The 21,952-nt window shown below is 69.5% G+C and carries 21 protein-coding genes and 1 tRNA gene; 13 read left to right on the forward strand and 9 right to left on the reverse strand.

Features of this window, described 5'->3' with window-relative positions; translation table 11 throughout:
* Positions 1-138: 138 nt before the first annotated feature.
* Together gyrB and L2D01_14780 are read right to left on the reverse strand one after the other, a co-directional pair.
* A complete protein-coding gene (gyrB, locus tag L2D01_14775) occupies positions 139-2,541 on the reverse strand; it encodes a DNA topoisomerase (ATP-hydrolyzing) subunit B (GenBank protein ID WBQ10130.1) in 2,403 nt (800 codons plus the stop codon).
* 67 nt (positions 2,542-2,608) lie between these two features.
* Positions 2,609-3,241, reverse strand: a complete 633-nt coding sequence (locus L2D01_14780) for a LysE family translocator (protein ID WBQ10131.1) — start codon at positions 3,239-3,241, stop codon at positions 2,609-2,611.
* Positions 3,242-3,362: 121 nt separating this feature from the next.
* Between L2D01_14780 and L2D01_14785 the strand changes: the two genes are divergently transcribed.
* Together L2D01_14785 and L2D01_14790 are read left to right on the forward strand one after the other, a co-directional pair.
* Positions 3,363-3,656 carry a YciI family protein gene (locus L2D01_14785; GenBank protein ID WBQ10132.1) on the forward strand — a complete coding sequence of 98 codons (294 nt, stop codon included), beginning with the start codon at positions 3,363-3,365 and terminating at the stop codon, positions 3,654-3,656.
* A 10-nt stretch (positions 3,657-3,666) separates the two neighbouring features.
* Positions 3,667-4,005 (forward strand): Rieske (2Fe-2S) protein, encoded by a 339-nt coding sequence (locus tag L2D01_14790; protein ID WBQ10133.1) that lies wholly within the window; start codon positions 3,667-3,669, stop codon positions 4,003-4,005.
* A gap of 84 nt (positions 4,006-4,089) precedes the next feature.
* On the opposite strand, the gene L2D01_14795 is transcribed toward L2D01_14790, so the two are convergent.
* Positions 4,090-4,326, reverse strand: a complete 237-nt coding sequence (locus L2D01_14795; GenBank protein ID WBQ10134.1) for a DUF1150 domain-containing protein — start codon at positions 4,324-4,326, stop codon at positions 4,090-4,092.
* Positions 4,327-4,486: 160 nt separating this feature from the next.
* On the opposite strand from L2D01_14795, the gene L2D01_14800 reads away from it, so the two are divergent.
* Complete coding sequence (locus L2D01_14800) at positions 4,487-5,188, forward strand: tellurite resistance TerB family protein (GenBank protein WBQ10135.1); 702 nt, start codon at positions 4,487-4,489, stop codon at positions 5,186-5,188.
* Positions 5,189-5,253: 65 nt separating this feature from the next.
* Here L2D01_14800 and L2D01_14805 read toward each other — a convergent pair.
* Positions 5,254-5,329 (reverse strand) — tRNA-Ala (locus L2D01_14805).
* Positions 5,330-5,488: 159 nt separating this feature from the next.
* A complete protein-coding gene (locus L2D01_14810; protein WBQ10136.1) occupies positions 5,489-5,995 on the reverse strand; it encodes a TIGR02300 family protein in 507 nt (168 codons plus the stop codon).
* 118 nt (positions 5,996-6,113) lie between these two features.
* Between L2D01_14810 and aroA the strand changes: the two genes are divergently transcribed.
* Positions 6,114-7,448, forward strand: a complete 1,335-nt coding sequence (gene aroA, locus L2D01_14815) for a 3-phosphoshikimate 1-carboxyvinyltransferase (protein ID WBQ10137.1) — start codon at positions 6,114-6,116, stop codon at positions 7,446-7,448.
* 113 nt (positions 7,449-7,561) lie between these two features.
* Complete coding sequence (locus L2D01_14820) at positions 7,562-7,972, forward strand: response regulator (GenBank protein WBQ10138.1); 411 nt, start codon at positions 7,562-7,564, stop codon at positions 7,970-7,972.
* A gap of 19 nt (positions 7,973-7,991) precedes the next feature.
* Here the strand turns inward: L2D01_14820 and L2D01_14825 are convergent, their stop codons facing one another.
* Positions 7,992-10,544 carry a DUF4175 domain-containing protein gene (locus tag L2D01_14825; protein ID WBQ10139.1) on the reverse strand — a complete coding sequence of 851 codons (2,553 nt, stop codon included), beginning with the start codon at positions 10,542-10,544 and terminating at the stop codon, positions 7,992-7,994.
* A 113-nt stretch (positions 10,545-10,657) separates the two neighbouring features.
* On the opposite strand from L2D01_14825, the gene L2D01_14830 reads away from it, so the two are divergent.
* From L2D01_14830 to L2D01_14840, 3 genes are all read left to right on the forward strand, one after another.
* Positions 10,658-11,101 (forward strand): TonB family protein, encoded by a 444-nt coding sequence (locus L2D01_14830; protein ID WBQ10140.1) that lies wholly within the window; start codon positions 10,658-10,660, stop codon positions 11,099-11,101.
* A 235-nt stretch (positions 11,102-11,336) separates the two neighbouring features.
* On the forward strand, positions 11,337-13,820 hold the full coding sequence (locus L2D01_14835; protein WBQ10141.1) for a PAS-domain containing protein: 2,484 nt from the start codon (positions 11,337-11,339) through the stop codon (positions 13,818-13,820).
* 83 nt (positions 13,821-13,903) lie between these two features.
* The gene (locus L2D01_14840) at positions 13,904-15,262 is read left to right on the forward strand and encodes a trypsin-like serine protease (protein ID WBQ10142.1); all 1,359 of its coding nucleotides are present in this window, start codon (positions 13,904-13,906) and stop codon (positions 15,260-15,262) included.
* 7 nt (positions 15,263-15,269) lie between these two features.
* On the opposite strand, the gene L2D01_14845 is transcribed toward L2D01_14840, so the two are convergent.
* Complete coding sequence (locus L2D01_14845) at positions 15,270-15,947, reverse strand: zinc-ribbon domain-containing protein (protein WBQ10143.1); 678 nt, start codon at positions 15,945-15,947, stop codon at positions 15,270-15,272.
* Between the two features lie 75 nt (positions 15,948-16,022).
* Here L2D01_14845 and ftsE point away from each other — a divergent pair, with 75 nt between their 5' ends.
* Genes ftsE through L2D01_14870 form a run of 5 tightly spaced genes read left to right on the forward strand, consistent with a single transcriptional unit; the run spans position 16,023 to position 20,053 of the window.
* Positions 16,023-16,742 (forward strand): cell division ATP-binding protein FtsE, encoded by a 720-nt coding sequence (gene ftsE, locus L2D01_14850; GenBank protein WBQ10144.1) that lies wholly within the window; start codon positions 16,023-16,025, stop codon positions 16,740-16,742.
* Entirely contained in the window at positions 16,739-17,638 is a 900-nt protein-coding gene (locus L2D01_14855; protein ID WBQ10145.1) for a cell division protein FtsX, read from the forward strand. Before ftsE ends, L2D01_14855 begins: the two co-directional genes overlap by 4 nt.
* On the forward strand, positions 17,635-18,246 hold the full coding sequence (locus tag L2D01_14860) for a YdcF family protein (GenBank protein ID WBQ10146.1): 612 nt from the start codon (positions 17,635-17,637) through the stop codon (positions 18,244-18,246). The genes L2D01_14855 and L2D01_14860 overlap by 4 nt, the downstream gene beginning before the upstream one ends.
* 19 nt (positions 18,247-18,265) lie before the next feature.
* The gene (locus tag L2D01_14865; GenBank protein WBQ10147.1) at positions 18,266-18,985 is read left to right on the forward strand and encodes a 1-acyl-sn-glycerol-3-phosphate acyltransferase; all 720 of its coding nucleotides are present in this window, start codon (positions 18,266-18,268) and stop codon (positions 18,983-18,985) included.
* Positions 18,986-18,991: 6 nt separating this feature from the next.
* Entirely contained in the window at positions 18,992-20,053 is a 1,062-nt protein-coding gene (locus L2D01_14870; GenBank protein ID WBQ10148.1) for a DUF2125 domain-containing protein, read from the forward strand.
* A gap of 4 nt (positions 20,054-20,057) precedes the next feature.
* On the opposite strand, the gene L2D01_14875 is transcribed toward L2D01_14870, so the two are convergent.
* Positions 20,058-21,323 carry an FAD-dependent oxidoreductase gene (locus tag L2D01_14875; protein ID WBQ10149.1) on the reverse strand — a complete coding sequence of 422 codons (1,266 nt, stop codon included), beginning with the start codon at positions 21,321-21,323 and terminating at the stop codon, positions 20,058-20,060.
* Between the two features lie 168 nt (positions 21,324-21,491).
* Positions 21,492-21,713 (reverse strand): 50S ribosomal protein L31, encoded by a 222-nt coding sequence (rpmE, locus tag L2D01_14880; GenBank protein WBQ10150.1) that lies wholly within the window; start codon positions 21,711-21,713, stop codon positions 21,492-21,494.
* Positions 21,714-21,952: the final 239 nt, after the last annotated feature.

A 21,952-nucleotide genomic window follows, 5' to 3' on the forward strand; every position in this document is an offset into this window, starting at 1 on the left:
GGGACCCATCCACCAATCCCATCAGCCCGCGCAGCGGTGGAGATGATCAGAGATGGATCCCGGATCGGCTACGCCGTCCGGGAAAGCAGCTGAGGTGCAAGGCGTCCCAACCTGCCAGCTTGGCAGGAAAGCCCCCCCCTAAGCATCCACCTCCGCTTCCAGCGCAAACTCCTGGATGAAGTCGCGGCGGGGTTCGACCACGTCGCCCATGAGCTTGGAGAACAGCTCGTCGGCGGTGTCGGCTTCCTCGATGGTGACCTGGAGGAAGGAGCGCGCATCCGGGTCCAGCGTGGTTTCCCACAGCTGGCCGGGATTCATCTCGCCCAGACCCTTGTAGCGCTGGATTTTCAGCCCCTTGGCGCCCGAGGCCTGGACCGCGTGGACCAGTTGGGCGGGGGAGTGGATGATGGTTTCATTGCCGCGCTGGCGGAACACGGCCGGGCCGTCATAGTCCTCGGCCACCGCCGCCGCCCGCTCGGCCAGGCGCCGTGCGTCGGGGCTGGCCAGCACCCGGTCATCGAGGATCAGCGTCTCGGTGACGCCGCGCACTTCGCGTTCAAACACGATGGCGCCTTCGGGCGCGCGCCGGCCGGTCCAGCCATCCTCGCCCTCATCGGCCATGGCCGCCAGGCGGCGGGCCGCCCGGTCGATGGCGTCGGGCTCGGCTTCGGTGGACAGGGCGCCGGACAGGGCGGCGGCTTCCAGCGCGAAAATGGGCGCGCGCGCGGCCAGACGCTCCAGCGACAGGAGCACGCCGCGGGCGGCTTTCACCCGGGCGGCGAGATCGGCGCCGGTGATGCTTTCGCCGCTGGCGAACGCGAGCACGGCGTCCTGCGCGCCTTCCTCGATCAGGAAGGCGTCCATTTCGGCCTGGTCGGTGAGGTAGCGTTCCGACTTGCCCCGCGCGACCTTGTAGAGCGGCGGCTGGGCGATATAGAGATGGCCGCGCTCGATGAGCTCGGGCATCTGGCGGTAGAAGAAGGTCAGAAGCAGCGTGCGGATATGCGCGCCGTCCACGTCGGCGTCGGTCATGATCACGACCTTGTGGTAGCGCAGCTTGTCCAGATCGAGCTGGTCGCGGCCAATGCCCGCGCCCAGCGCCGTGATCAGCGTGCCGACCTGGTCCGAGCCCAGCATCTTGTCAAAGCGGGCGCGCTCCACGTTGAGGATTTTGCCGCGCAGGGGCAGCACGGCCTGGTTCTCGCGATTGCGGCCCTGCTTGGCCGAGCCGCCGGCCGAATCACCCTCCACGATGAACAGTTCGGACTTGGCCGGGTCCTTTTCCTGACAATCGGCGAGCTTGCCGGGCAGGGAGGAGATGTCGAGCGCGCTCTTGCGCCTTGTCAGCTCGCGCGCCTTGCGCGCCGCTTCGCGGGCGGCGGCGGCCTCGACCACCTTGGCGACAATGGCCTTGGCCTCGCCCGGATGCTCTTCGAGCCATTCCGACAGCGTGTCGAACACCGCGCCCTCAACGGCGGGGCGCACTTCGCTGGAGACCAGCTTGTCCTTGGTCTGGCTTGAGAATTTCGGGTCGGGGACTTTCACAGACAGCACGCAGGTCAGCCCTTCGCGCGCATCATCGCCGGTGATCGCCACCTTGGCTTTGGTCGCCGCGCCGGAGGTGGCGGCATACTGGTTGATCACCCGGGTCAGGGCGCCGCGGAAACCAGCCAGGTGTGTGCCGCCATCGCGCTGGGGGATGGTGTTGGTGAAGCACAGCATGGTCTCGTGATAGCCGTCATTCCACTGCAGCGCAGCTTCCACGGTGACGCCGTCACGCTCGCCTGCGATCAGCACCGGCTCGGGGAAGAGCGGCGTGCGGTTGCGATCGAGATGCTTCACGAAAGCGGCCACGCCGCCATCATATTGCAGCACTTCCTCGACCGGCTCGGCCTCGCGCTCGTCACGCAGCAGGATGCGTACGCCGGAATTGAGGAACGCCAGCTCGCGCAGGCGGTGATGCAGGCGGGCACGGTCGAACACGATCTCGGAGAAGGTCGCCTCGCTGGGCAGAAAGCGCACGGACGTGCCCTTGCGGCCATTGGCGTCGCCCACGACCTGCAAGTCCTGGCCATTTTCCGGCTCGCCCAGCCGGAAGCGCATGAAGTGCTCCTTGCCCTCGCGCCAGATGGTCAGGTCCAGCCAGTCGGACAGGGCGTTGACCACCGAGACGCCCACGCCGTGCAGGCCGCCGGACACCTTGTAGGAATTCTGGTCGAACTTACCGCCCGCGTGCAGCTGGGTCATGATGACCTGCGCGGCCGACACACCCTCGCCGGTGTGGATCTGGGTCGGCACGCCGCGCCCGTCATCGGTGACGCTGGCCGAGCCGTCGGCGTGAAGCGTCACAACGATCTGGCTGCAATGACCGGCCAGGGCCTCGTCGATGGCGTTGTCCACCACCTCATAGACCATGTGATGCAGGCCCGAACCGTCATCGGTATCCCCGATATACATGCCGGGCCGTTTGCGCACCGCGTCGAGGCCCTTGAGGACCTTGATGGAGTCTGCGCCGTATTCCTGATTCGTGTTTTCTGACATGGTCTTCTTTTAAAGGCTTTTGCTACGCTTTGGTAACCGGTTTTGCGCGCGCACGCACGCGAGGGCTTCAGCCCGCCAGAAGCAGCACCGCCACACCCGCCAGGATCACCGCCGTGACCAGATCCGCCCAGCGCTTCACCCCGCGCGAGGCCATCCAGCCGCGCGCCCGTTCGGCCAGTCCCACATGCACCGCCGCCGTGAGGGCATACATGGCCAGCATGATCGCCACCATGGCGCCATAGCTGACGGCATCCACAAGGCTGAGGTCGAAAAAGGCTGGCAGCAGAGACAGATAGAAAACGATGGGCTTGGGGTTGGTCATGGGCATGGCCACGCCCGCCACATACGTTGCGGCAAGCCCCGCCCCGGTCACGCGCGGCAGGGTCGCGCCGGCAGGCTTGGGTTTGAGAAATCCGCGCAAGGCCCCCCAGGCGAACCAGATGAGGATCGCCGCCCCGATCAGGCGCGCCGCCAGAAACAGGGCGGGCTGTCCCGACGCCAGTTCCGCGGCGGCAGCCAGCCCGAACACCGCCACGGTCAGCCAGATAATGTCGCCGGTGATAATGCCCGCGCCATAGACCCAGCCATGCACGGACCCCGCGTCCAGCGTGCGCGCCACCATGGCCAGATTGCCCGGCCCCGGTGTGAAGAACAGGATGAGGATGGCGCCGGCGAAGGCGGCGAGCGAGGCAAGCGTCATGGACGCGAGTGCTAGCGCCGGCGCCGCGCCCTGCCCAGCGTCCGCCGCAGCCCGGGCTTGGCAGAGCGTAGCCGGGCGCGGTAACCAAGCGGGCATCGGTTCCCGTACGGAGGGTCTGGCCATGCTGTTCGCCGTCACCTGCACAGATCGAGCTGGCGCGCTGAGCGTGCGCCTGGAGCATCGCGCGGCCCATCTGGCCTGGGCGGGCGCCGCGCATTCGCCGGTGAAAATGGGTGGGCCACTGCTGGACGGCGAAGGCCAGCCCGCCGGCTCGCTGCTGATCGTGGAAGCCGAGGACGGCGAGCAGCTGCGCGCCATCCTGAAAGACGACCCCTACGCCAGAGCGGATCTGTTCGCCGACGTGGTGTGGATGCCGTTCAAATGGACGCTGAAAGCGCCCGAGGGCCTGACGTGAGGTCGCTGGCGTGAGTGTGACGCTGCCCGCGCCGGGCACAGTGCTCAAGGCGCTGGACGCCATCCCCGATCCCGGTGGCGCGCCCGCCGATTATGACGCCGTCCCGATCCTGATCGTGCGCTCAGGAGATACCGTGCGCGCCTATGTGAATGTCTGCCCCCATCAGGGCCGCCCGCTCTGCCTTCCATCGGGGCGAACTCTCGTGAGCGAGGGCCGTTTCATCGTTTGCCCGTTCCATGGCGCCAGCTTTGATCTGGAGACCGGCGCGTGCGTGGGCGGACCGGCGGGCAAATCGGTGCTGACCCCGGCCCCGGTGCGCGTCGAGAACGGTCAGGTCATCGCCGCCTGAAGGCGCGGCTCAAGCCACAACGAAAAGCGCCCCGGCCTTGAACGACCGGGGCGCAGTTCAGTCGGCGACATAGAATCAGAACGCTCAGTGCACGCTCACCGGCTCGGCCCCGTGCCAGCGCGCGGCGGCGAAGGCCGCGTCACGGTCGGAGAACACCGCCATGCGCTGACCGGTCGCATCATGGATGGCGTAAAGCGTGTCGTCCGCCGCGATGCGGATATCGCTGGCGGCCGCCGCCTCCATCACCTCGGCGCCGGCGATGGCGCGCACATAGACCGTCGGCGCATCGTCGCGGGTCGCTTCATCTGTCGAAACATTCATGGCGCGCTCCTTCTCGAGGGCCTCTTCAGTGTTGATTTAAAGGTGGGGGGCGTGAGGTGGAGGGTCAAGGGGCGGGGGCGGGTGTTGACCTTCGCCAGCCCCCTGCCCATATCCCGCGCGGCCTGACCCAATCGCGCTTCTCGCTTCATGGAGACCCCCCTTGATCGACTTCAATCGCATCGTCGACGCCCTGCAGAACGACCCTGCCGCGCGCAACGCCACCCTGGCGGGCGGAGGCGGGTTCGCCGCCGGCCTCGCCACCTCGATGCTGATGGGCGGCTCGGGCCGCAAATTCCTTGGCAAAGCCGCCAAATACGGCGCTATCGCCGCCGTGGGCGGGCTGGCCTATCACGCCTGGCAGAACCACCAGCGCAACTCTGCTGCGTCGGCAGCGGCATCGGCCCCGGGCGCGGCAACCTTGGCGCCAACGCACGCTATCGTCGACTATGAAGCCGCGCCCGCCGGAACCGCCTTCCTGCCCGCGCCGGACGATGCCGCCGCTCAGGAGGCGCTGGGCCAGGCCTTGGTGCGCGCCATGATCGCAGCGGCCAAGGCGGACGGAAAGATCGATCCGGCCGAGAAGACACGCATTTTCGAACGCCTGTCGGCGATGCAGCTGGATTCCGACGCCAAGGCCTTTGTCTTTGACGAGCTGAACGCCCCGCTGGACCTGAATGCCGTCGTCGCGGGCGCCGCCACGCCGGAAATGGCCGCCGAAATCTACGCCGCCTCGCTGGTGGCCATCGAATGCGAGACGCCCGCCGAAGCGGCCTATCTCAAACTGCTGGCGGCGCGGCTGGGCCTGGAGGCATCGCTCGTGGCGGAAATCCACGCGGCCGCAGGGGCGCCCGCGCCTGCTTGAGCTGAATCAGGCGCGAGCCCCAAAACAAAAAACCCCCGCGCCGGCTGGCTGCGGGGGTTTTGATATGGTGGAGCCAGGCGGAATCGAACCGCCGACCTCTTGAATGCCATTCAAGCGCTCTACCAACTGAGCTATGGCCCCGAAACGCCCGTGAAGGCGGGCGGGGAGGGACCCCCGCCGGATCGAGAGCGCGGACATTAGTCGCGCGCCGCACGCCGATCAAGCCTGCCCGGCGCCGCCCTCTGCAGCGCCTTGTGCAGCACCCCCGGGCGGGCCGGATACGGCCATGAAGATCAGGCTTTAGAGATCGTCGTCATCATCGTCGTCGCCGACGACCACATCGTCGAGATCATCATCGTCATCGTCCAGGAGGATGCCGGTGTCGTCATCATCCTCGTCGTCCAGGTCGGCCTCGCCTTCGGAGAAGCCGTCCAGGTCTTCGTCCACGGGCGCGGCCTTGGCCTTCTTGGCCGGGGCGGCGACGTCGTCATCCTCCTCGTCCTCGCCCAGATCAATGGGCTCCTCGTCCAGCTCGGGCTCGTCGTCTTCGGCCTCGTCTTCGTCCTCATCAGCCTCGACGGCGTCTTCGACGTCCTCGTCCTCGTCTTCGTCCTCAACCTCTTCCTTGGGCTCAGGCTTCGGGCGGGCGGCCTTTTTCGGGGGTGTCTTGGCGATCACCTCCTCGAAATACGCCACCGGATATTCCTTGCCGGTGAAGGGCGATACGATCGGGTCCTTGCCCAGATCGTAGAATTTCTTGCCTGTCTCCGGGCAGGTGCGCTTCACGCCGAGATCGGTTTTGGGCACTGGCATTGTCCTTCAGCGCTGGTTGGCGTCTTTAAATCGGCGCGCCAGTTGCCACGTTAAACGCGCGCTGTCAAAACCCGAATTGAGCTTTTTTCGCACCCGGACCGCAATCGCCCCCATGACAGCCGCCTCCCCGCCTCCCGCCGGACCGAGAACCGCCCGTCCCGCCAAGCGCTTGACCGGAAAACTGTCCGCTGCGCCGGACAAATCGGTGTCGCACCGCGCACTGATGTTTTCCGCACTGGCCGCCGGGACCAGCCGCATCACCAACCTTCTGGAGAGCGCCGACGTCATGGCCACAGCCCGCGCGGTCGCCGCCCTCGGCGCAGACGTGCGCCAGGACGGCCCCGGCGCCTGGACGGTCACGGGTCATGGCCGCTGGTCCAGCCCGCAAGCGCCGCTGGATCTGGGCAATGCGGGCACAGGCGTGCGCCTGCTCATGGGCGCGGCGGCGCGCTTTGATCTGGAAGCGGTGTTCACCGGAGACGCCAGCCTGTCAGCGCGGCCCATGGCCCGCGTGCTGGACCCGCTGGCGGCCATGGGGGCGCGCAGCGAATCACACAATGGCCGCCTGCCCGCGCGCCTGTTCGGCTCCAGCCAGCTGAAACCCATCGATTACGCGCCGCCCGTGGCCTCGGCCCAGGTCAAGAGCGCCATCCTACTGGCCGGGCTCGGCGCACACGGCGAGACCATTGTACGCGAGGCCCACGCCACGCGCGGCCATACCGAGACCATGGGGCTACTGTACGGGGCCGATATGGACGCCGCCCGCAACGGGGCCGGCCTGACCGTGCGGGTGCGCGGGGGACGGGTGCTGACGCCTCATGATCTGGCCGTGCCGGGCGATCCGTCCTCGGCTGCTTTCGCCATCGCGGCGGCGCTGGTGACCCAAGGCAGCGCGGTGACGCTTACCGGCGTCATGGATAATCCGGCGCGTTCTGGCCTCTACGCGGTGCTGCAGGACATGGGCGCAGACCTGACCATCACGCCGGCCGGCGCGTGCGCCGGGGAGCGCTTGGTGGATATGTCGGCGCGCTCGGGCATGCTGACAGGCATCGAGATCGATGAGAGCCGCGCGCCCTCCATGATCGACGAATATCCCATCCTGGCCGTGATCGCCGCCTTCGCTGAAGGCGTCACGGTGATGAAAGGGCTGGCCGAGCTGCGCGCCAAGGAAAGCGACCGCCTCGCCGCGTCCGCCGCCCTGCTCGCCGCCAATGTCGTCAAGTTCGAGCTGGGCGAGGATTATCTGGTGGTCCATGGCTGCGGCGCAGACGGCGTGCCCGGCGGCGGCCTTGTGGAGACCCGTCACGACCATCGCCTGGCCATGAGCGGGCTTGTGATGGGCCTTGGCGCCCGTGAAGCCGTCACGGTGGATGATGTGGCGATGATCGCCACCAGCTATCCGGGTTTCTTTGATGATATGGCCCGGCTGGGCGCGCAGATCGCCTGACCTCGCCGGATGGCGCGTGATCGCCGCCCCGGCGGACAGTGGAATTGCACCTTTGCGCGCGCCGCGTGACGCCCTAGCATCGCGCCCCGACGCCAACACGTGATGGGCATGCCATGACCAAGGACGCAGCCGGAGCCCGCGTGCTCCTGGTCGAAGATGACGAGCAGGACGCGTTTCTGTTCTCCAAAATGCTGCGCGAGGAGGCCGGCGCAGCGCGCATCGACCGGGCGCTGGAAGGCGCCGGGGCGCTGGCCCAGCTGCAGTCCGGCCCGGCGCCCGACTGCATTGTGCTGGACCTCAACCTGACCGGCGAGGACGGGCTCTGGCTGCTGGACCGTCTGCTGGACGACGAGGCGCTGGCGCGCATTCCGGTGATCGTGTTTTCAGGCGATGTGGCGCGCCTGCAGCGCGCCTCCTCCAGCTTCCCCAACGTGGTTTCTTCGGTGCGCAAGCCCGAGACCATGGAGCAATACCGCGCTGCGCTGGCCATTGTCGGCGCGATCCTGAAAGCGGCGGTGCGCTGAGGGCTCACGGCTTGCCGGCTTACCGGCGGAAGCGCTCCAGCAGCCGGTCGATATAGTCGAGCTCTTCCTGGGGGCGTCCGCGTTCGGCGGCGCGGCGGCGCAATTCTTCCAGAATTTCACGCGCGCGCTGACGTTCGGCCTCGCTGGGCACGGTCGTCTCGCCATTCGTGCCCCCGGCGGCGCCGCGGCCCAGCGGGTCGGCTCCTTCGGCGTCTCCCGCTGCTTCCCGCTCCAGCGCCTCGGCGGCTTCCCGTGACGCTTCGCGCAGGGCGCGCAGGGCGTCATCCTGCTGGCTCAGCGCGCCTTCGCCATCTCCCTCGCCCAGGGCGCGCGCCGCCTCTTCCATGGCGCGCCGGGCTTCATCGAGCGCTGCGCGCGCTTCGCCGCCCGCCGCAGCGCCGTCCAGAGCGTTCTGCGCCGCATCCAGACCCTCTTCCAGCGCCCGCTGGCGCTCGGCTAGGTCGCGGAAGCCGGGACCCGCGCCTTGTGCGTCCTCTTGTTCCTCACCGCCTGCACCTTCGCCCTCGTCCGCATCTCCCGCCTCTTCATCGCCGGGCATTGCGTCGGCGCCCGGCGGGCGCGGCGCGCCGCCGCCGCCGCCGGACTGGCGATCACGACTGAACGTGTCCTCGGTCAGGGCGCGCTGCTCGCCAATGGCTTCAGAGAGCTCTTCGAGGGCTTCGCGCAGGGCGCGCGCCATGGGGCTGTCCTGACCCTCGCCGCGCCCGCCTTGGGACAGGGTGATTTGCATATTGCGCAGCATCTCGGTCAGCTGGGCCAGCGCCCGGCGCGAGCCGGTCTCGTCACCCAGCTCGGCCGCCTCGCGGATCGCATCCAGCAGCGCCTGCAGCCCGTCGGCGTCCATGCCGCTCATGCCGCCGCCCGACGGCCCGCCCTCTGCGAAGCGCCCGGCCTCGGCGGCCTCGCGGGCCAGCGCCTGCATATAAACCTGCACCGCGCGCTCGAACGCATCGAACAGGGCCGCCAGCTCGATAGGGTCTGCGCCGCGCGCCAGCGCGTCCATCAGCGCCTGCTCGGCGGCGCGCAGGGCTTCCTCGGCGTCGGCCAGGCTGCCCAGCTCCGCGCGCAGGGCGATCTGCCATAGATCCTCGTCCAGATGACCCAGCGCCTCACGCTCGCGCGCCCGGCGCACCTGTTGAAGCGCAGTGCGCAGGCCCATCCACACCACTGGGTCATCGAAATAGCCGTGTGGCGCGTCGCTGACCGCATCCAGCGCCAGCGCCAGACGCTGCACGCCCGGCGGCGCGCGCTCGATCCGGCGCTCGGGTTCATCGTCCAGAAAGGCCCCGGCCAGCGTGATCACCGAGGCGAGATCGGGCATGGGCGCGTACTCCGCCTCGTCGGTCAGAAAGCGCCGGCGCTCTGACGCCACGGCGCGCGCCAGCGGATCCAGAAACACGCGCTGGGGCAGGGTCAGCGCGATGTCGCCCGAGGCGCCGCGCTGGCCCAGCGCGTCCACGGCGATGAGGCGCGCCTCAACCCGATCGCCCGCCAGCCGGTGGCGCGACAGGTCCAGACGCACGGTCTGCAACCCGTCCTCGCCCGCCAAGGTGACCGAGCCGGCAGGGATTTCGATCTCTTCGTCCGCGCCGCCCGCTTCCGCCGCGAAGGCGAACACCAGCGCTTCAACCCCATAATCATCCTCGGCATAGAGCTCCAGCACGAGGCGTCCTTGCGCGTCGCCGGACGGTTCGGCCGCCAGGCGCACTTGCGGCGGCTGGTCTTCAATCAGCTCGAGAGTCACCCGCTCACGCCAGCCGCCTGCGCGGATCAGGATCTCGCCATCGGCTTCGGGGGCGATTCGCAGGAGGCGCACATCGCCCGGCAGGGTCTCGATCTCGGCACGCGCGCCATGGACCGACGGCGTCCGCCCGGTTCCGGCCAGCCGCACCGCCAGCACCGAGCCGGCGGGCGCCCGCGCCTCACGCCGGTCGCGCAGATAGATTACGGGCCGCCCGGTATAGGCCGGCGGCTCGACCCACATCTCGACGCTGGTCCCGGCCACAGACCCGCCCGCCATCAGGCGCGGCGCGAAGGCGTCGCCCAGGCGCGGCGCGGCCAGATCGCCCGCCAGAAAGGCGCCGCAGGCGATTACGATCAGGGCGAAGACGCGCAGGCCCAGCGGGTCCATCGCCGCCCAGGCGGCTTTGGGGCGGCGGGCGCGGGCGCCTGTCAACCGGGCCGCCATGCGCGCCCGGTGCGCCGCCCACCAGTCGCCCGAGCCCGAGGCCGGCGCGTCGCGCAGGGCCTCGAACGGCCGCCCAACCAGACCGGAATCATCCTCCACCCGCCGTTCGGCCTCGCTGCGCGACGGCGCGCGCCAGCCAGCCAGCGCCCGCACCACGCCCCAGCCGCCGGCCAGGGCCAGCGTCAGGAGCGCGATGAGCCGCCACGGATCGCCAAAGCGCTCGAACACGCCGAACAAGGCCAGCATCAGATACACGGCCAAGGCCGCCAGAGCCGGCGCCATCACCGGCGCCGCACGCTCCCACAGGAGCGCGGCGCGGGCACGGACAATCTGGGCCGCGAGGCGGCGCTCGGCGCGGGTCATGCGAAGTAAAGTAGTGGCTCGGCGCGCTATTGGCACATGACAATCTCAGCATCTTTCGCGCGCGGGCGCCGTGTCCGCTTGAAGCGCGGCGCATCGGACGGCACAGTCCGGCCATGAACGCGCTCCGCCTCACGCCCGCCCTGCTCGCCGCGCTGTCCTTGAGCGCCTGCGGCTCGGTCAATCCGCTGTCCGATCCGCGCGATCAGCCATTTCGGGTTCTGTCCGACATGCCCACGCCGCCCAATGTGGAGCGGGCCGCCGACGCCTCGGGCTGTTCGGGCGCGCAGCTCAGCGCCGTGGAAGCGCGCCTGCCCGACTATCCCGCCCGGGGCTGGTCGCGCGGTTTGCAGGGTTGGACTGTGGTGCAGTTCGACGTGACCGAAGCGGGCGCGACCGACCAGGTCCGCGTGGCGCGCGGCGTACCGGGAGGCAGCTTCGACACAGAGGCCGAAAGGGCCGTGCGCGGCTGGCGCTTCGCCCAGCTGGAGCCGGGCGCAAGGCTGACCGGATGCGTGGTGCTGTTTGAGTTCACGCAAGGTCTGGTGCGGGTGAGGTAAGGGGAGGTCCCCTTGGTCCTCAGCCCCGTCAGGGGCTTCGCGATCCTCGCTGACGCTGCGGGCGCGCTGTCGCCTCGGCGAAGCCGGGGCTTCGCTCCAGCGTAGCCGGGTGCGAACCCTGACGGGCTCGGAGCGTGGCGTGTCGCGTCGCGATTCGCCTTCCGGTAAGATGTGATTCGCAAAGCCTCGCCCGCGATGGGCGCAGGGCTGGCCAGATGTCGGGGCGCAAGACCGCATGACGGATGCCGGGCCGATCCAGCTCGCCACACTGATCGTCACCGGAGGCGCGGTGGCCTTCGCCCTGTCCGCAGGCGTGTGGGCCTATCGCATGACCGCCGGGGCACGGGCCGCGCGGGCCGACTGGCGCGCCCGCATGGCGCAGCTGGAAGACCGGCTGGAGCGCGCGGGCGGCGTGCTGGGCGCCCATCCCGGCCTCATCCTCGTCTGGGAAACCCCGCCTGATCCCGATTCCAGAGACTGGGGCCAGCCGGGCATTTTCGGCTCGCCCGCAGCGCTCGCCGCCATGGTGCAGTTCGCCGATCTGGGTCAGGGCGCGGCGGCCAGCGGGGACGCAGGGCGCGAGATTCTTGACGGCATCGCCGATTTCGAAGCGCGCAGCGCGCGCGGCGATGCCACCACGCTGCGCCAGCGCCTGCGCCGCCTGATGGACACCGGACAGGCCTTTTCGCTGACCATCGCCGGTCCTTCGGGGCGCACGCTGGAAGTCGACGGACGCGCGGCGGGCCGCCAGCTGGCGGTGTGGCTGACCGATGCGTCCATCCGCCAGATGGAGGACGCCGGCGCGACAGGGCGGGTGGCGGAAACCCGCAAGCTGGTGGATTCCGATCCCGCCGCCAGTCACGACATGGCGGCGCGCAACCCGGCCCCGGCCTGGCGCATGAACGCCGCCGGACGCCTGATCTGGGTCAATGAGGCCTATGCCCGCGCCGTCGAGGCGCAAAGCCCCGCCGACGCGGTGGATGAGCAGGTGCTGCTGGAGCCGACCCTGGCCGAGCAGACGCTGGATGCGCTGCGCTCCGGGTCCCCGCGCCTGAGCGTGCGCGGCGCCGTGGCCGGCGGCCAGCGGCGCATCATGGCCTTTCATGTCTATCCGGTCAGCGGGGGCGCGGCCGGTTTCGCCGTGGACGTCACCGAGGCCGAAGAGGCGCGCGCGGCGCTCAAACGCTTCCGTCAGGCTCACGACCAGACGCTCAACCACATGGCCGAGGCGGTGGCGATCTTCGACCGGGCCAAGCGGCTGGTATTCTATAATCAGGCCTTTGTGCGCCTGTTCGCGCTGGAAGAGGCGATGCTCAACGAGCGTCCCGCCCATTCGGCCCTTCTCGACCGGCTGCGCGAAAAGCGGCGCCTGCCCGAGCAAGAGGATTATGGCCGCTGGAAAGCCGCCGAGCTGGCCCTGTACGAGGCCGCGCCCGACGCCGACATGCCCGACGAGCTCTGGGCCCTGCCCGACGGGCGCATGCTGCGCGTGGCGCGCCAGCGTCATCTGATGGGGGGCTTGCTGGTCATCTTCGAGGACATGACCGACCAGCTGGCCCTGCAGGCGCGCTATAACACGCTGATCAAGGTCCAGCGCGCCACGCTCGACAAGCTGCACGAGGCGGTGGCGGTGTTCGGCTCCGACGGCAGGCTGAAACTGCGCAACGCCGCGTTTGAGACCCTGTGGGCGCTGGACCCCGGCAGTCTGGACGATGCGCCCTTCGACGTGGTGGCCGAGACCTGCATGGGGCTTTATCCCAATGCGGACGCCTGGCGGGCGCTCAAAGCGCGCATCACCGATCCGAGCCCCGATGCACGCACGCCGGTGGCGGGCGAGATCCGGCGCACCGACCAGTCCACCCTGACCTGGCTGACCCGGCCTTTGCCCGACGGCGCCACGCTGATCGCCTGGGACGACATCACCGACAGCCGCCGGGTGGAGGCCGCCCTGCGCGACCGGGCCGAGGCTTTGCAGGAATCGGAAAAGATCAAGACCGGCTTTGTGGAGCATGTGAGCTATCAGCTGCGTACGCCGCTCACCACGATCCACGGCTATGCCGATCTGTTGGCCGGCGGGTTCGCCGGGCCCCTGTCCGAGCGTCAGGCCGAACACATGTCGGCGATCCAGCAGGCTTCAGGCCAGCTGGGCAAGCTGATTGACGATATTCTCGACATCGCGGCCATCGATGCAGGCCAGCTGGAGCTGGAGCTGGGCGATGTGCGCCTGGACGCGCTGATTTCGGAAACCGCCGAGCTGATCCTGACCCGGTCTGAACATGCCGGCGTGCGCATCACCCAGGCCGCGCCCGAGGACCTTCCCGTGGCGCGCGCCGACGCCAAGCGGCTCAAGCAGGTGCTGTACAATCTGCTGACCAATGCCCTCGACCATATCGAGCCGGGCGGTCAGGTGGAGATCGGCGCGGGCGTAGAGGATGGCGAGATCACGCTGTGGGTCTCCGACGATGGCGCCGGAATCGCCGCCGAGCGTCAGGCCCATGTGTTCGAGCGCTTTGAGCGCGGGGAGGGCGGCGGCGCCGGCCTGGGTCTGGCGCTGGTCAACGACATCGTCCGCCTGCATGGCGGCTGGGTGGCGCTGGAAAGCGCACCGGGCGAGGGCACGCGGGTAACCTGTCACCTGCCGCTCATCGCCGAAGCCGGCGCCGCCGTCCCGGAGCTGGGTCTGGCGACCCGGGATGGCGAACGGCCCGGCCCGACCTGATCCGCCTCACCGCCTTCAAATCCCGTTTGCCAAGCGCCGCGAACGCGCTAGCTTGGCGCGCAGTTTGAGGGGGGACCAACATCATGAGACATTTCCTGCGCCTGTCCGGGCTCGCGAGCGGCCTGGCGGCGATCGCCGCCGCCGCGCTGCTGACGGCTGAAGCGCCCGCCAGCGCCGACGCGCTGGTCCTGCCGGCCGGCTTTTCCAGCCAGCCCGGATCGCGCGACTATGCGCGCCTGTTGCAGACAGTGCAGCGCCCCTCCAAACCCGCCCCGGCCGCGGCTGGCCGGCCCAGCGCCACGGGACCCCTGGGGACCCATGCCGGCAATGACAGCTGCCGCTGGGCCAATGACGGCGAGTGCGACGAGCCGGGCATCGGCACCGGCGCCTGCTCGGCGGGAACCGACTATTCTGATTGCTGGCGCATCATCACCGGGCTGGAGGACGATTCCTGCCAGTGGGCCAATGACGGCGAATGCGACGAGCCGGGCATCGGCACCGGCGCCTGCACCCAGGGCACAGACCGTGCCGATTGCGGCGACATGACCGGGCTGCGCTTCCGTAGCGACAGCTGCACCCGCGCCTTTGACGGCGTGTGCGACGAGCCGGAGATCGGCACGGGCCGCTGCGAGGCGCGCACCGACCGCGCCGACTGCGCCGGGCGCACCCGTCCGCTGACCATCAATGATCACTTCTTCGGCAATGACGACCGGGTCCTGATGGACACCGGCGTGTTTCCCTGGTCGGTGGTCGGCCGGGTCCGCTTTGAAACCGGCAGCCAGTGCACCGCCTCGCTGGTGGCCCCCAACGTGCTGGCCACCGCCGCGCATTGCGTGAGCGACGAAGGCCGCATACGGCCCGCCGGCCTGTTCGAGACCGGCGACGGCCTGCCCGGCGGCACCCGCACCGCGCGCGTGGTCGACGTATTGCTGGATCCCGAGTGGGACGAAGCCCAGTTCAGCGCCGGCGACGATCTGGACGGCACCGACTGGGCGCTTTTGCGCATCGACACGCCGCTCGGCGACGAGCTGGGCTATCTGCATCCGCTGGCGCTGGTCGACACGCGCGGCGAGGCGCGCGCGCGTGAGGTCCAGCTGAGCCAGGCGGGTTATTCCTGGGATACCGGCAATAACCTGTCGGGCAATGAGGCCTGCCGCATCCTGGCCGCCGTGGACGACAACACCATGTCGCATGATTGCGACACCACGCGCGGCGATTCCGGTTCGCCCTTCCTGATCCAGGAAGACGGGCGCTGGCATGTGGTGGCGGTGGATTCCAACTTCCGGCGCAATCCCGACGGGCCGATGATCTATATCGCCGCGCGCGCCGACCGGTTCGCGTCGCTTGTCAGCGAGTTCGCCCAGGGACTGATCGGTCAGGGAGGACTGCGTCCGCGCGGTCCGGGTAAGCCGGGCGCGCTGGAACCCGTCAAGAGCGAGTAAGAACGCGTCAGCCCTCGACCACGACCTCGACGCGGACCGCCGCGTCGGGGGGCGCTGTCATCAGCGTGCGGAAGCGTTCAGCCCCGCCGCCGGGCAGGGCGGTCGATTCCAGCATGACCACCCATTCGGCAAGCACCTGGCCCTCGTGATCCAGCGCCATCGCCTTGAGCGGGGCAGTGCGGCGCATGCGTCCGGTGGTGTTGCGCACCACACCCTCGACCACCAGGGCCGGGGCGCCGTCGGCATCCTCGAAACTGGCCACCAGCTCTTCCACCGCGAGACCCAGCGGATGGGTTTCAAGCCCCACCGCGGCATAGGCGCCGGAGGCGCGCGGGAAGGCCGATACGATATCGGCGCGCATCAGCACCGCGCCGCCGATCACCACCACGAAGGCGGCAGCGACGCCGATCCAGCCCGCGCCTTCAACCGCCACACGGGCCTTGCGGCGGCGCGCTTCGGATCGGGCGCGGATGGCGGCGGCGGGCTTGTCGCGCAGGCTGGGCGCCGGGACAGGCTCAGGCGCGGCGGGCGCCGGGTGCTCAGCGGGTTCGGACAGGGTCAGCGCCTCGGCCTCCACCTGCCAGCCATGACCGCAGGATGCGCAGCGCACCCGCCCGCCCCGCGCCTCGAGGGCGGCGGGCTCGACGCGGTATTTCGCATCACAGCTGGGACAGGTGACGATCATGGACGCAGCGCTCGCTTTTCCTGCATAGTTGATGGCGAATCCCGCCACTCGGACTTGTTCCCGGACCGCAGAGCGATGACCCTGAACCCCCGCCCCGCACCGGACCTGATGCACGACCGCGATGCGGCGGTGCGCTTTGATTCGGTGGGCCTTCGATATGGGCGGGGCCCGGAGATTCTCAGCGATCTCAGCTTTGATCTACCAAGCGGAAGTTTCCATTTCCTCACCGGACCGTCCGGGGCCGGCAAAAGCTCGCTGCTGCGGCTTATCTACCGCGCGCGCCAGCCCTCGCGCGGGCTGATCAGCCTGTTCGGACGGGAGACCTCCCTGATGCCGCGGGACGCGCTGCCGGGTCTGCGCCGCCGGATCGGTGTAGTGTTCCAGGATTTCCGCTTGCTCGAGCACCTTAGCGTCTTCGACAATGTCGCCCTGCCCTTGCGCGTCGCCGGTCAGGCGCGCGCCAGCTATGCCGATGATGTGGCCGACCTTCTGGCCTGGGTGGGCCTTGGCGAACGCATGCATGCCCACCCGGCGAGCCTGTCCGGCGGTGAACAGCAGCGCGCCGCCATCGCCCGCGCAGTGATCACCAAGCCGGAACTGCTGATCGCTGACGAGCCCACCGGCAATGTGGACCCGGCCATGGGCCGGCGCCTGCTGCGCCTGTTCGTCGAATTGAACCGGCTGGGCGCCACGGTGCTCATCGCCACCCATGACATCACCCTGGTGCGCGCACTGGACGCGCCGGTGTTGGAGCTGGCGGACGGGCGCCTGGTCAGCCGGCCGAGGGCGGCATGACCCAGCCTGATAAACCCCGGCGCCCGGCGCCGCTGCTGCCGCCCGATCACGCCCGGGACCGGCCGCTGTTCGCCGTGGCGGCGATCCTGGTGTTTCTGGCGAGCCTGGCGGGTTTCGGCGCGGCGGGGGCCTGGCAGGCCGCGGAGGGCTGGACCGCCCAGTTGTCCAGCGAACTCACCGTACAACTGATCGCCGAAGGCGCGCGCGACGCCGATGCCGACGCGGTGGACGCCGCGACGCAGATCGCGCGCCTGCCCGGCGTGATTTCGGCGACCGCCCGCAGCCGGGCGGACGCCGAGGCGCTGCTGCGGCCCTGGCTGGGCGGGGCGGGCCTGCCCGATGATCTGCCTGTCCCGCGCCTTATCGCCGTGCGTGTCGATCCCGAAGCCCCGCCCGCGCCCGGCGCCATTGAGGCGCTGCTGCGCGATAACCCCTACGAAGTCGTGGTGGATGATCACGCGCGCTGGGAAGCGGCGGTGCAGCGTACGGCGGGCGCCGTGCGGTATTTCGCGCTGGGCCTGGTGGCGATCCTGGCGCTGGCCGCTGCGGCCGTCATCGCGTTCGCCGCACGCGCCTCGCTGGCGGCGCGCTGGGATGTGGCCGAGGCCCTGCACCTGGTGGGCGCGCCGGACCGGTACGTCACCGGGATTTTCCAGCGGCGGTTCTTCTTCCTGGGCCTGAAGGCCGGCCTTGCGGGCGCAGGGCTCGCGGCGCTAGCCGGTTATGGCCTCGCCCACGGGGCGGGCGCGGCGGGCGCCGTATTCTTTCTGCCGGTCCCGGCGCTGGGCTGGAGCGCAGCGGCGATTGCGCCGGGGGCCGCTCTGGCGTCCGCCCTGATCGCCGCGGGCGCCGCGCGTCTGGCAGTGACGGGCGAGCTGAAGGCGCGCTGGCCATGAGCGGCGTGCTGAGCCTGGCCCGTTTTCTCGCCTTCGTGGCGCTGTTCACGCTGGCGGCGGGCTTCGCCCTGTTCGTGCGCGAGGCGCGCAGCCTGGGCCCGGACCCGGCGGCAGAGGCGGCGGGCGTGGTGGTGCTCACCGGCGGGGGCGGGCGCGTAGCGACGGGCGTGGAGCTCTTGCAGGCCGGCCGGGCCGAGCGCCTGCTCATTTCCGGCTCCAATCCCGGCAGCCCGCCCGCCGATATCGCCGCCGCGGCAGGCGCGCCGGCCGGTATTTTCGAATGCTGCGTGGATATCGGCGTGGAAGCCTCCAACACGGCCGGCAATGCGTTGGAGATCACCGCCTGGGCGCGCCAGCGCGGCTATGGCGCCATCCTGGTGGTGACCAGCGATTATCACATGCCGCGCGCCTTGCTGGAGCTGCAGGCCGCCGCGCCGGAGCTGGCGCTGATCGCCCACGGCGTGCGTGCGCCCGGCCCGCTGAGCAGCCCGGGTCAGGGGCGCCGCTGGCTGCAGGAATACTTCAAATATATCGCGGTGTTCGTACGCGAACGCGCGGCCGGGCGCACCCGCGCAGACCGTGCGGCCGCTGACGCCCCGCCCGCCTGACCCCACGCAAGGACGCCCCATGGCCTGGATCGGTTCAATCGTGTTTGTCGTCTGGATGTACGGCCTGATGGCAGTGCTGGGCATCCTGTTCGCCCCCACCCTGCTGGGTCCGCGCAGCTGGACGCGCTGGGCCTTCCGCGTCTATCTCGCTCTGGTGTTTGGCGGCCTGCAGGTGTTGTGCGGCATCCGCTACGAGGTGCGCGGGCGCGAGCACATGCCAACGGGCGGGGCGCTCGTCGCGTCCAAGCACCAGTCCATGTTCGAGACGCTGGCCTTCTGGGCGATCCTGCCCGATCCGGCGATCATCCTGAAAAAGGAGCTCGCCTTCCTGCCGGTCTTCGGCTGGTACGCCATGAAGCTCAAAAACATCAAGGTGGATCGCTCGGCGGGCGCCAAGGCGCTGCGCGACATGCTCAAGCAGGCCCGTGACCGGGCCGGCGAAGACCGCCAGGTGGTGATCTTCCCACAGGGCACCCGCCTTGAGCCGGGCGAGGCCGACACCTACAAGCCGGGGGTGGCGGGGCTCTACAGCGCCATGAAGGTCCCGTGCGTGCCCGTGGCGCTCAATTCAGGCCTTTACTGGCCAGCCCATGGCATGGTGCGCCAGCCCGGAACCATCGTGGTCGAGTTCTTGCCTGCCATCGAACCGGGCCTGCCAAGGGACGCCTTCATGGCCGAACTTGAAACACGTATCGAGACCGGTTCCAGCGCCCTGCTGGCTGAAACAGGAAAGCGCTGAAGACCCATGAGCCGCAAACCGCCCTCGCGCCTGACGCTGCTGGCCCCGTTCGCCCTTTTGGCGGTGATCATCGCGCTGCACGGCGCCTACTGGGCTTTCATGTCGGGTCAGATCCGCACGACAGCGGACGCCTGGATCGCCGAGCAGGAAGCGGCAGGCTATGCCGTGTCCCATGAGGGCCTCACCGTTTCGGGCTATCCGTTCCGCTTTTCGGTGCGGGCGGTGGCGCCCGCCCTCGCCGCTCCGGCGGAGGCCGGCGGATGGTCCATCGCCTGGGACCGCGTGGCGGCCAGTGCGCAGTTCTACAATCTCAATCACTGGATTCTGGTGCTGGACGGCCAAGGCGAGCTTGCGACGGACATCGACGACAGGCCCGCCCGCTACGCGATTGAGGCCACATCGCTGCGCCTGTCCCTGACCGGCGAGAACGGCGCCAATACGCGCCTGGGCGCCGAAGCCGAAGCCCTTGTGGTCACAGCCCTGGAGGGGCCTGAGCCCGTGTTTGCCCGGATCGAGCGGCTGGCGCTGACCGGCCTGCTCTCGGACACGGACGTTCTGCGCCTGCGCGTCGATCTGTCTGGCGCCGAGACGGGCGCGGGCGTCCTGCCAGGCCGGATCCTCGGCGCGTTCGGCGCGCGCGCCGAAGCCGTCCGCCTGCATGCCGACCTGACTGGGTGGAGCGCGCTGGCCGGCAGCGCCGATCCGCTGGCCTGGACCCGCAGCGGCGGGGCGCTGGAGGTTAATCAGGCGCTGCTCGACTGGGGCCCGGCGCAGGCCAGCGGGTCCGGCCAGCTCACGCTGGACGAGACCCTGATGCCGGAAGGGCGCCTCAGCGTGGTGGTGTCGAACCCGGAGCGGCTCGCCAGCGCCCTGGTGGCGGCGGGTCTGGTCAATGAAGAACAGGGCCAGGCGCTGCGTCTGGCGGCCCTGATGGCCCCGCCGCGTCAGGACGGCATCGCCCTGCCCTTCCGCCTGCAGGGCGGCGCGGTGTTTCTGGGGCCGGCCAGGCTGGGCGGAACGCGCCGCACGGGCCGCGAACCGGAGCCGGCCGAATCCGATCCGACTTAAAGGTTTACAAGCTCAGCGTTTCGCCGCGCAGGAAGGCGGGCAGATCGCCGATCTCGCCGCCGGCGGTGCGCATGAAGAAGCGCCGCGCGGCGGGGATTTGGTCCACCAGCGACAGGCCGAGGCCGCGCACGCTGCGCACCAGGGCATGATCATTGGAGAACAGCGCATTGACGCCATGGGTGCCGAGCACCAGCGCCGCTGAGTCTGTGCGCCGCCAGCGGTCATAGCGCGTCAGGGTGGCGGCGGCGCCCAGATCCAGCCCGGCGCGCTTGGCCTCGATGAGCACTTCGGCCAGAGCCGCTGCATCGCGCACACCCAGATTGAAGCCCTGACCGGCGATGGGGTGGATGGACCGGGCGGAATCGCCCACCAGCGCCAGGCGCGGCCCGGTGAAGCGCTCGGCCAGCACCAGCCCCAGCGGATAGCACCACCGCTGGCTCACCGGACGCACGGCGCCCAGAAAATCGCCGAACCGCGCCTCCAGCGCCTCCTGGAAGCCCGCATCGTCCATGGCGTGGAGCGCCTGCGCGGCCTGCGTCCGTTCGGTCCAGACCAGGCTCGACCGGTCGCCCGGCAGGGGCAGGATGGCGAACGGGCCGGACGGCATGAAAACTTCATAGGCCACGCCCTCATGGGCGCGCTCGTGTTCCACCGTCAGCACCAGCGCCGACTGGCCATAGGCGTGTCCGAAATTGCGGATGCCGGCCTGTTCGCGCAGGGGCGAGGCCTTGCCGTCGCAGGCGGCGACGATGCCGGCTTCCAGTTCGCGCCCGTCTTCCAGCGTGACAATGGCGCGCCCGCGCGCCTCGCTCATGCCGGTGACGCGCGCCGGCGCGATCATGGTCAGGCCCGCCTCTTCAGCCGCGCGCGCCAGAGCGAGCCGGGTGTGGCGGTTCTCCGCCATCCAGCCCAGCGGTTCGCCGTGAGAGCCGGGATGAATTTCGCGCCGGTCAAAATGCAGCTGGTCGGGTCCCGGCCCGCCGCGCTTGAGCCCGTCGAGGGGCCGGGAATCCACCACCAGAATGTCTTCGATGCGCTGGGCGTGGGGTTCGAGATGGGCGGCGGCGCCGACGGCTTCGAGCATGCGCCAGCTGGTATAGGCCAGCGCCGAGGCGCGCCCGTCAAAGGCCGGCGCGGTGCGCGCGTCCAGGGCCATGGCATCGATGATCGCCACGCTGAGGCCCGCCCGGTGCAGTGCCAGCGCCAGGGTCAGCCCGGCCAGACCGCCGCCGGACACCACAACATCGCCGGAGAAAAAACGATTGCTCATGGAGACAAGCATAACGCAGCGCCGCCGTCAGAAAAGCGCCACGGCGCCGCAGGCGCAGCGCACTGATCACCGGAAAAGAAAACGCCCGCAGCCGAGGGGAGGCTGCGGGCGTTCTTCTAAAGACCCTGATGGAGCTGAGCTCTCGTCCGATCGAGGGGGGATGGACGCTTAGACACCAAAGCCTTTGAACTTGTCCTTGAAGCGCGACACGCGGCCGGCGCGGTCCACCAGGGTTTGCGACCCGCCGGTCCAGGCCGGGTGGGTGCGCGGGTCGATGTCCAGATTGAGGACATCGCCTTCCTTGCCGTAGGTGGAACGGGTCTTGAAGCGGGTTCCGTCCGTCATCACCACCTCGATGAAGTGGTAGTCGGGGTGAATATCCTGTTTCATTGCGCCGCTCCGGCCCCTGTGATCCGCGACACCCGAAGGCTGTCGCCATGATTTTCTGTGTCGAACTCTTCGGACCGTTCTGCTTGCAAGGCGATTAACCTTGCCATTGCAATCCTGCCGAAATTGAGCGGCCGTGTATATACCCGGCGCACGCGCACTTCAACCCACAAAAGGCGCCGTGTGGCCGCTCAAGGACTTAGCCAAACGGGGCGAAAAAACTTCCTGTGGATATCCGCATT

The organism is Hyphomonadaceae bacterium ML37, assembly GCA_027627685.1.
In the GTDB taxonomy this organism is placed as follows: Bacteria; Pseudomonadota; Alphaproteobacteria; order Caulobacterales; family Maricaulaceae; genus Oceanicaulis.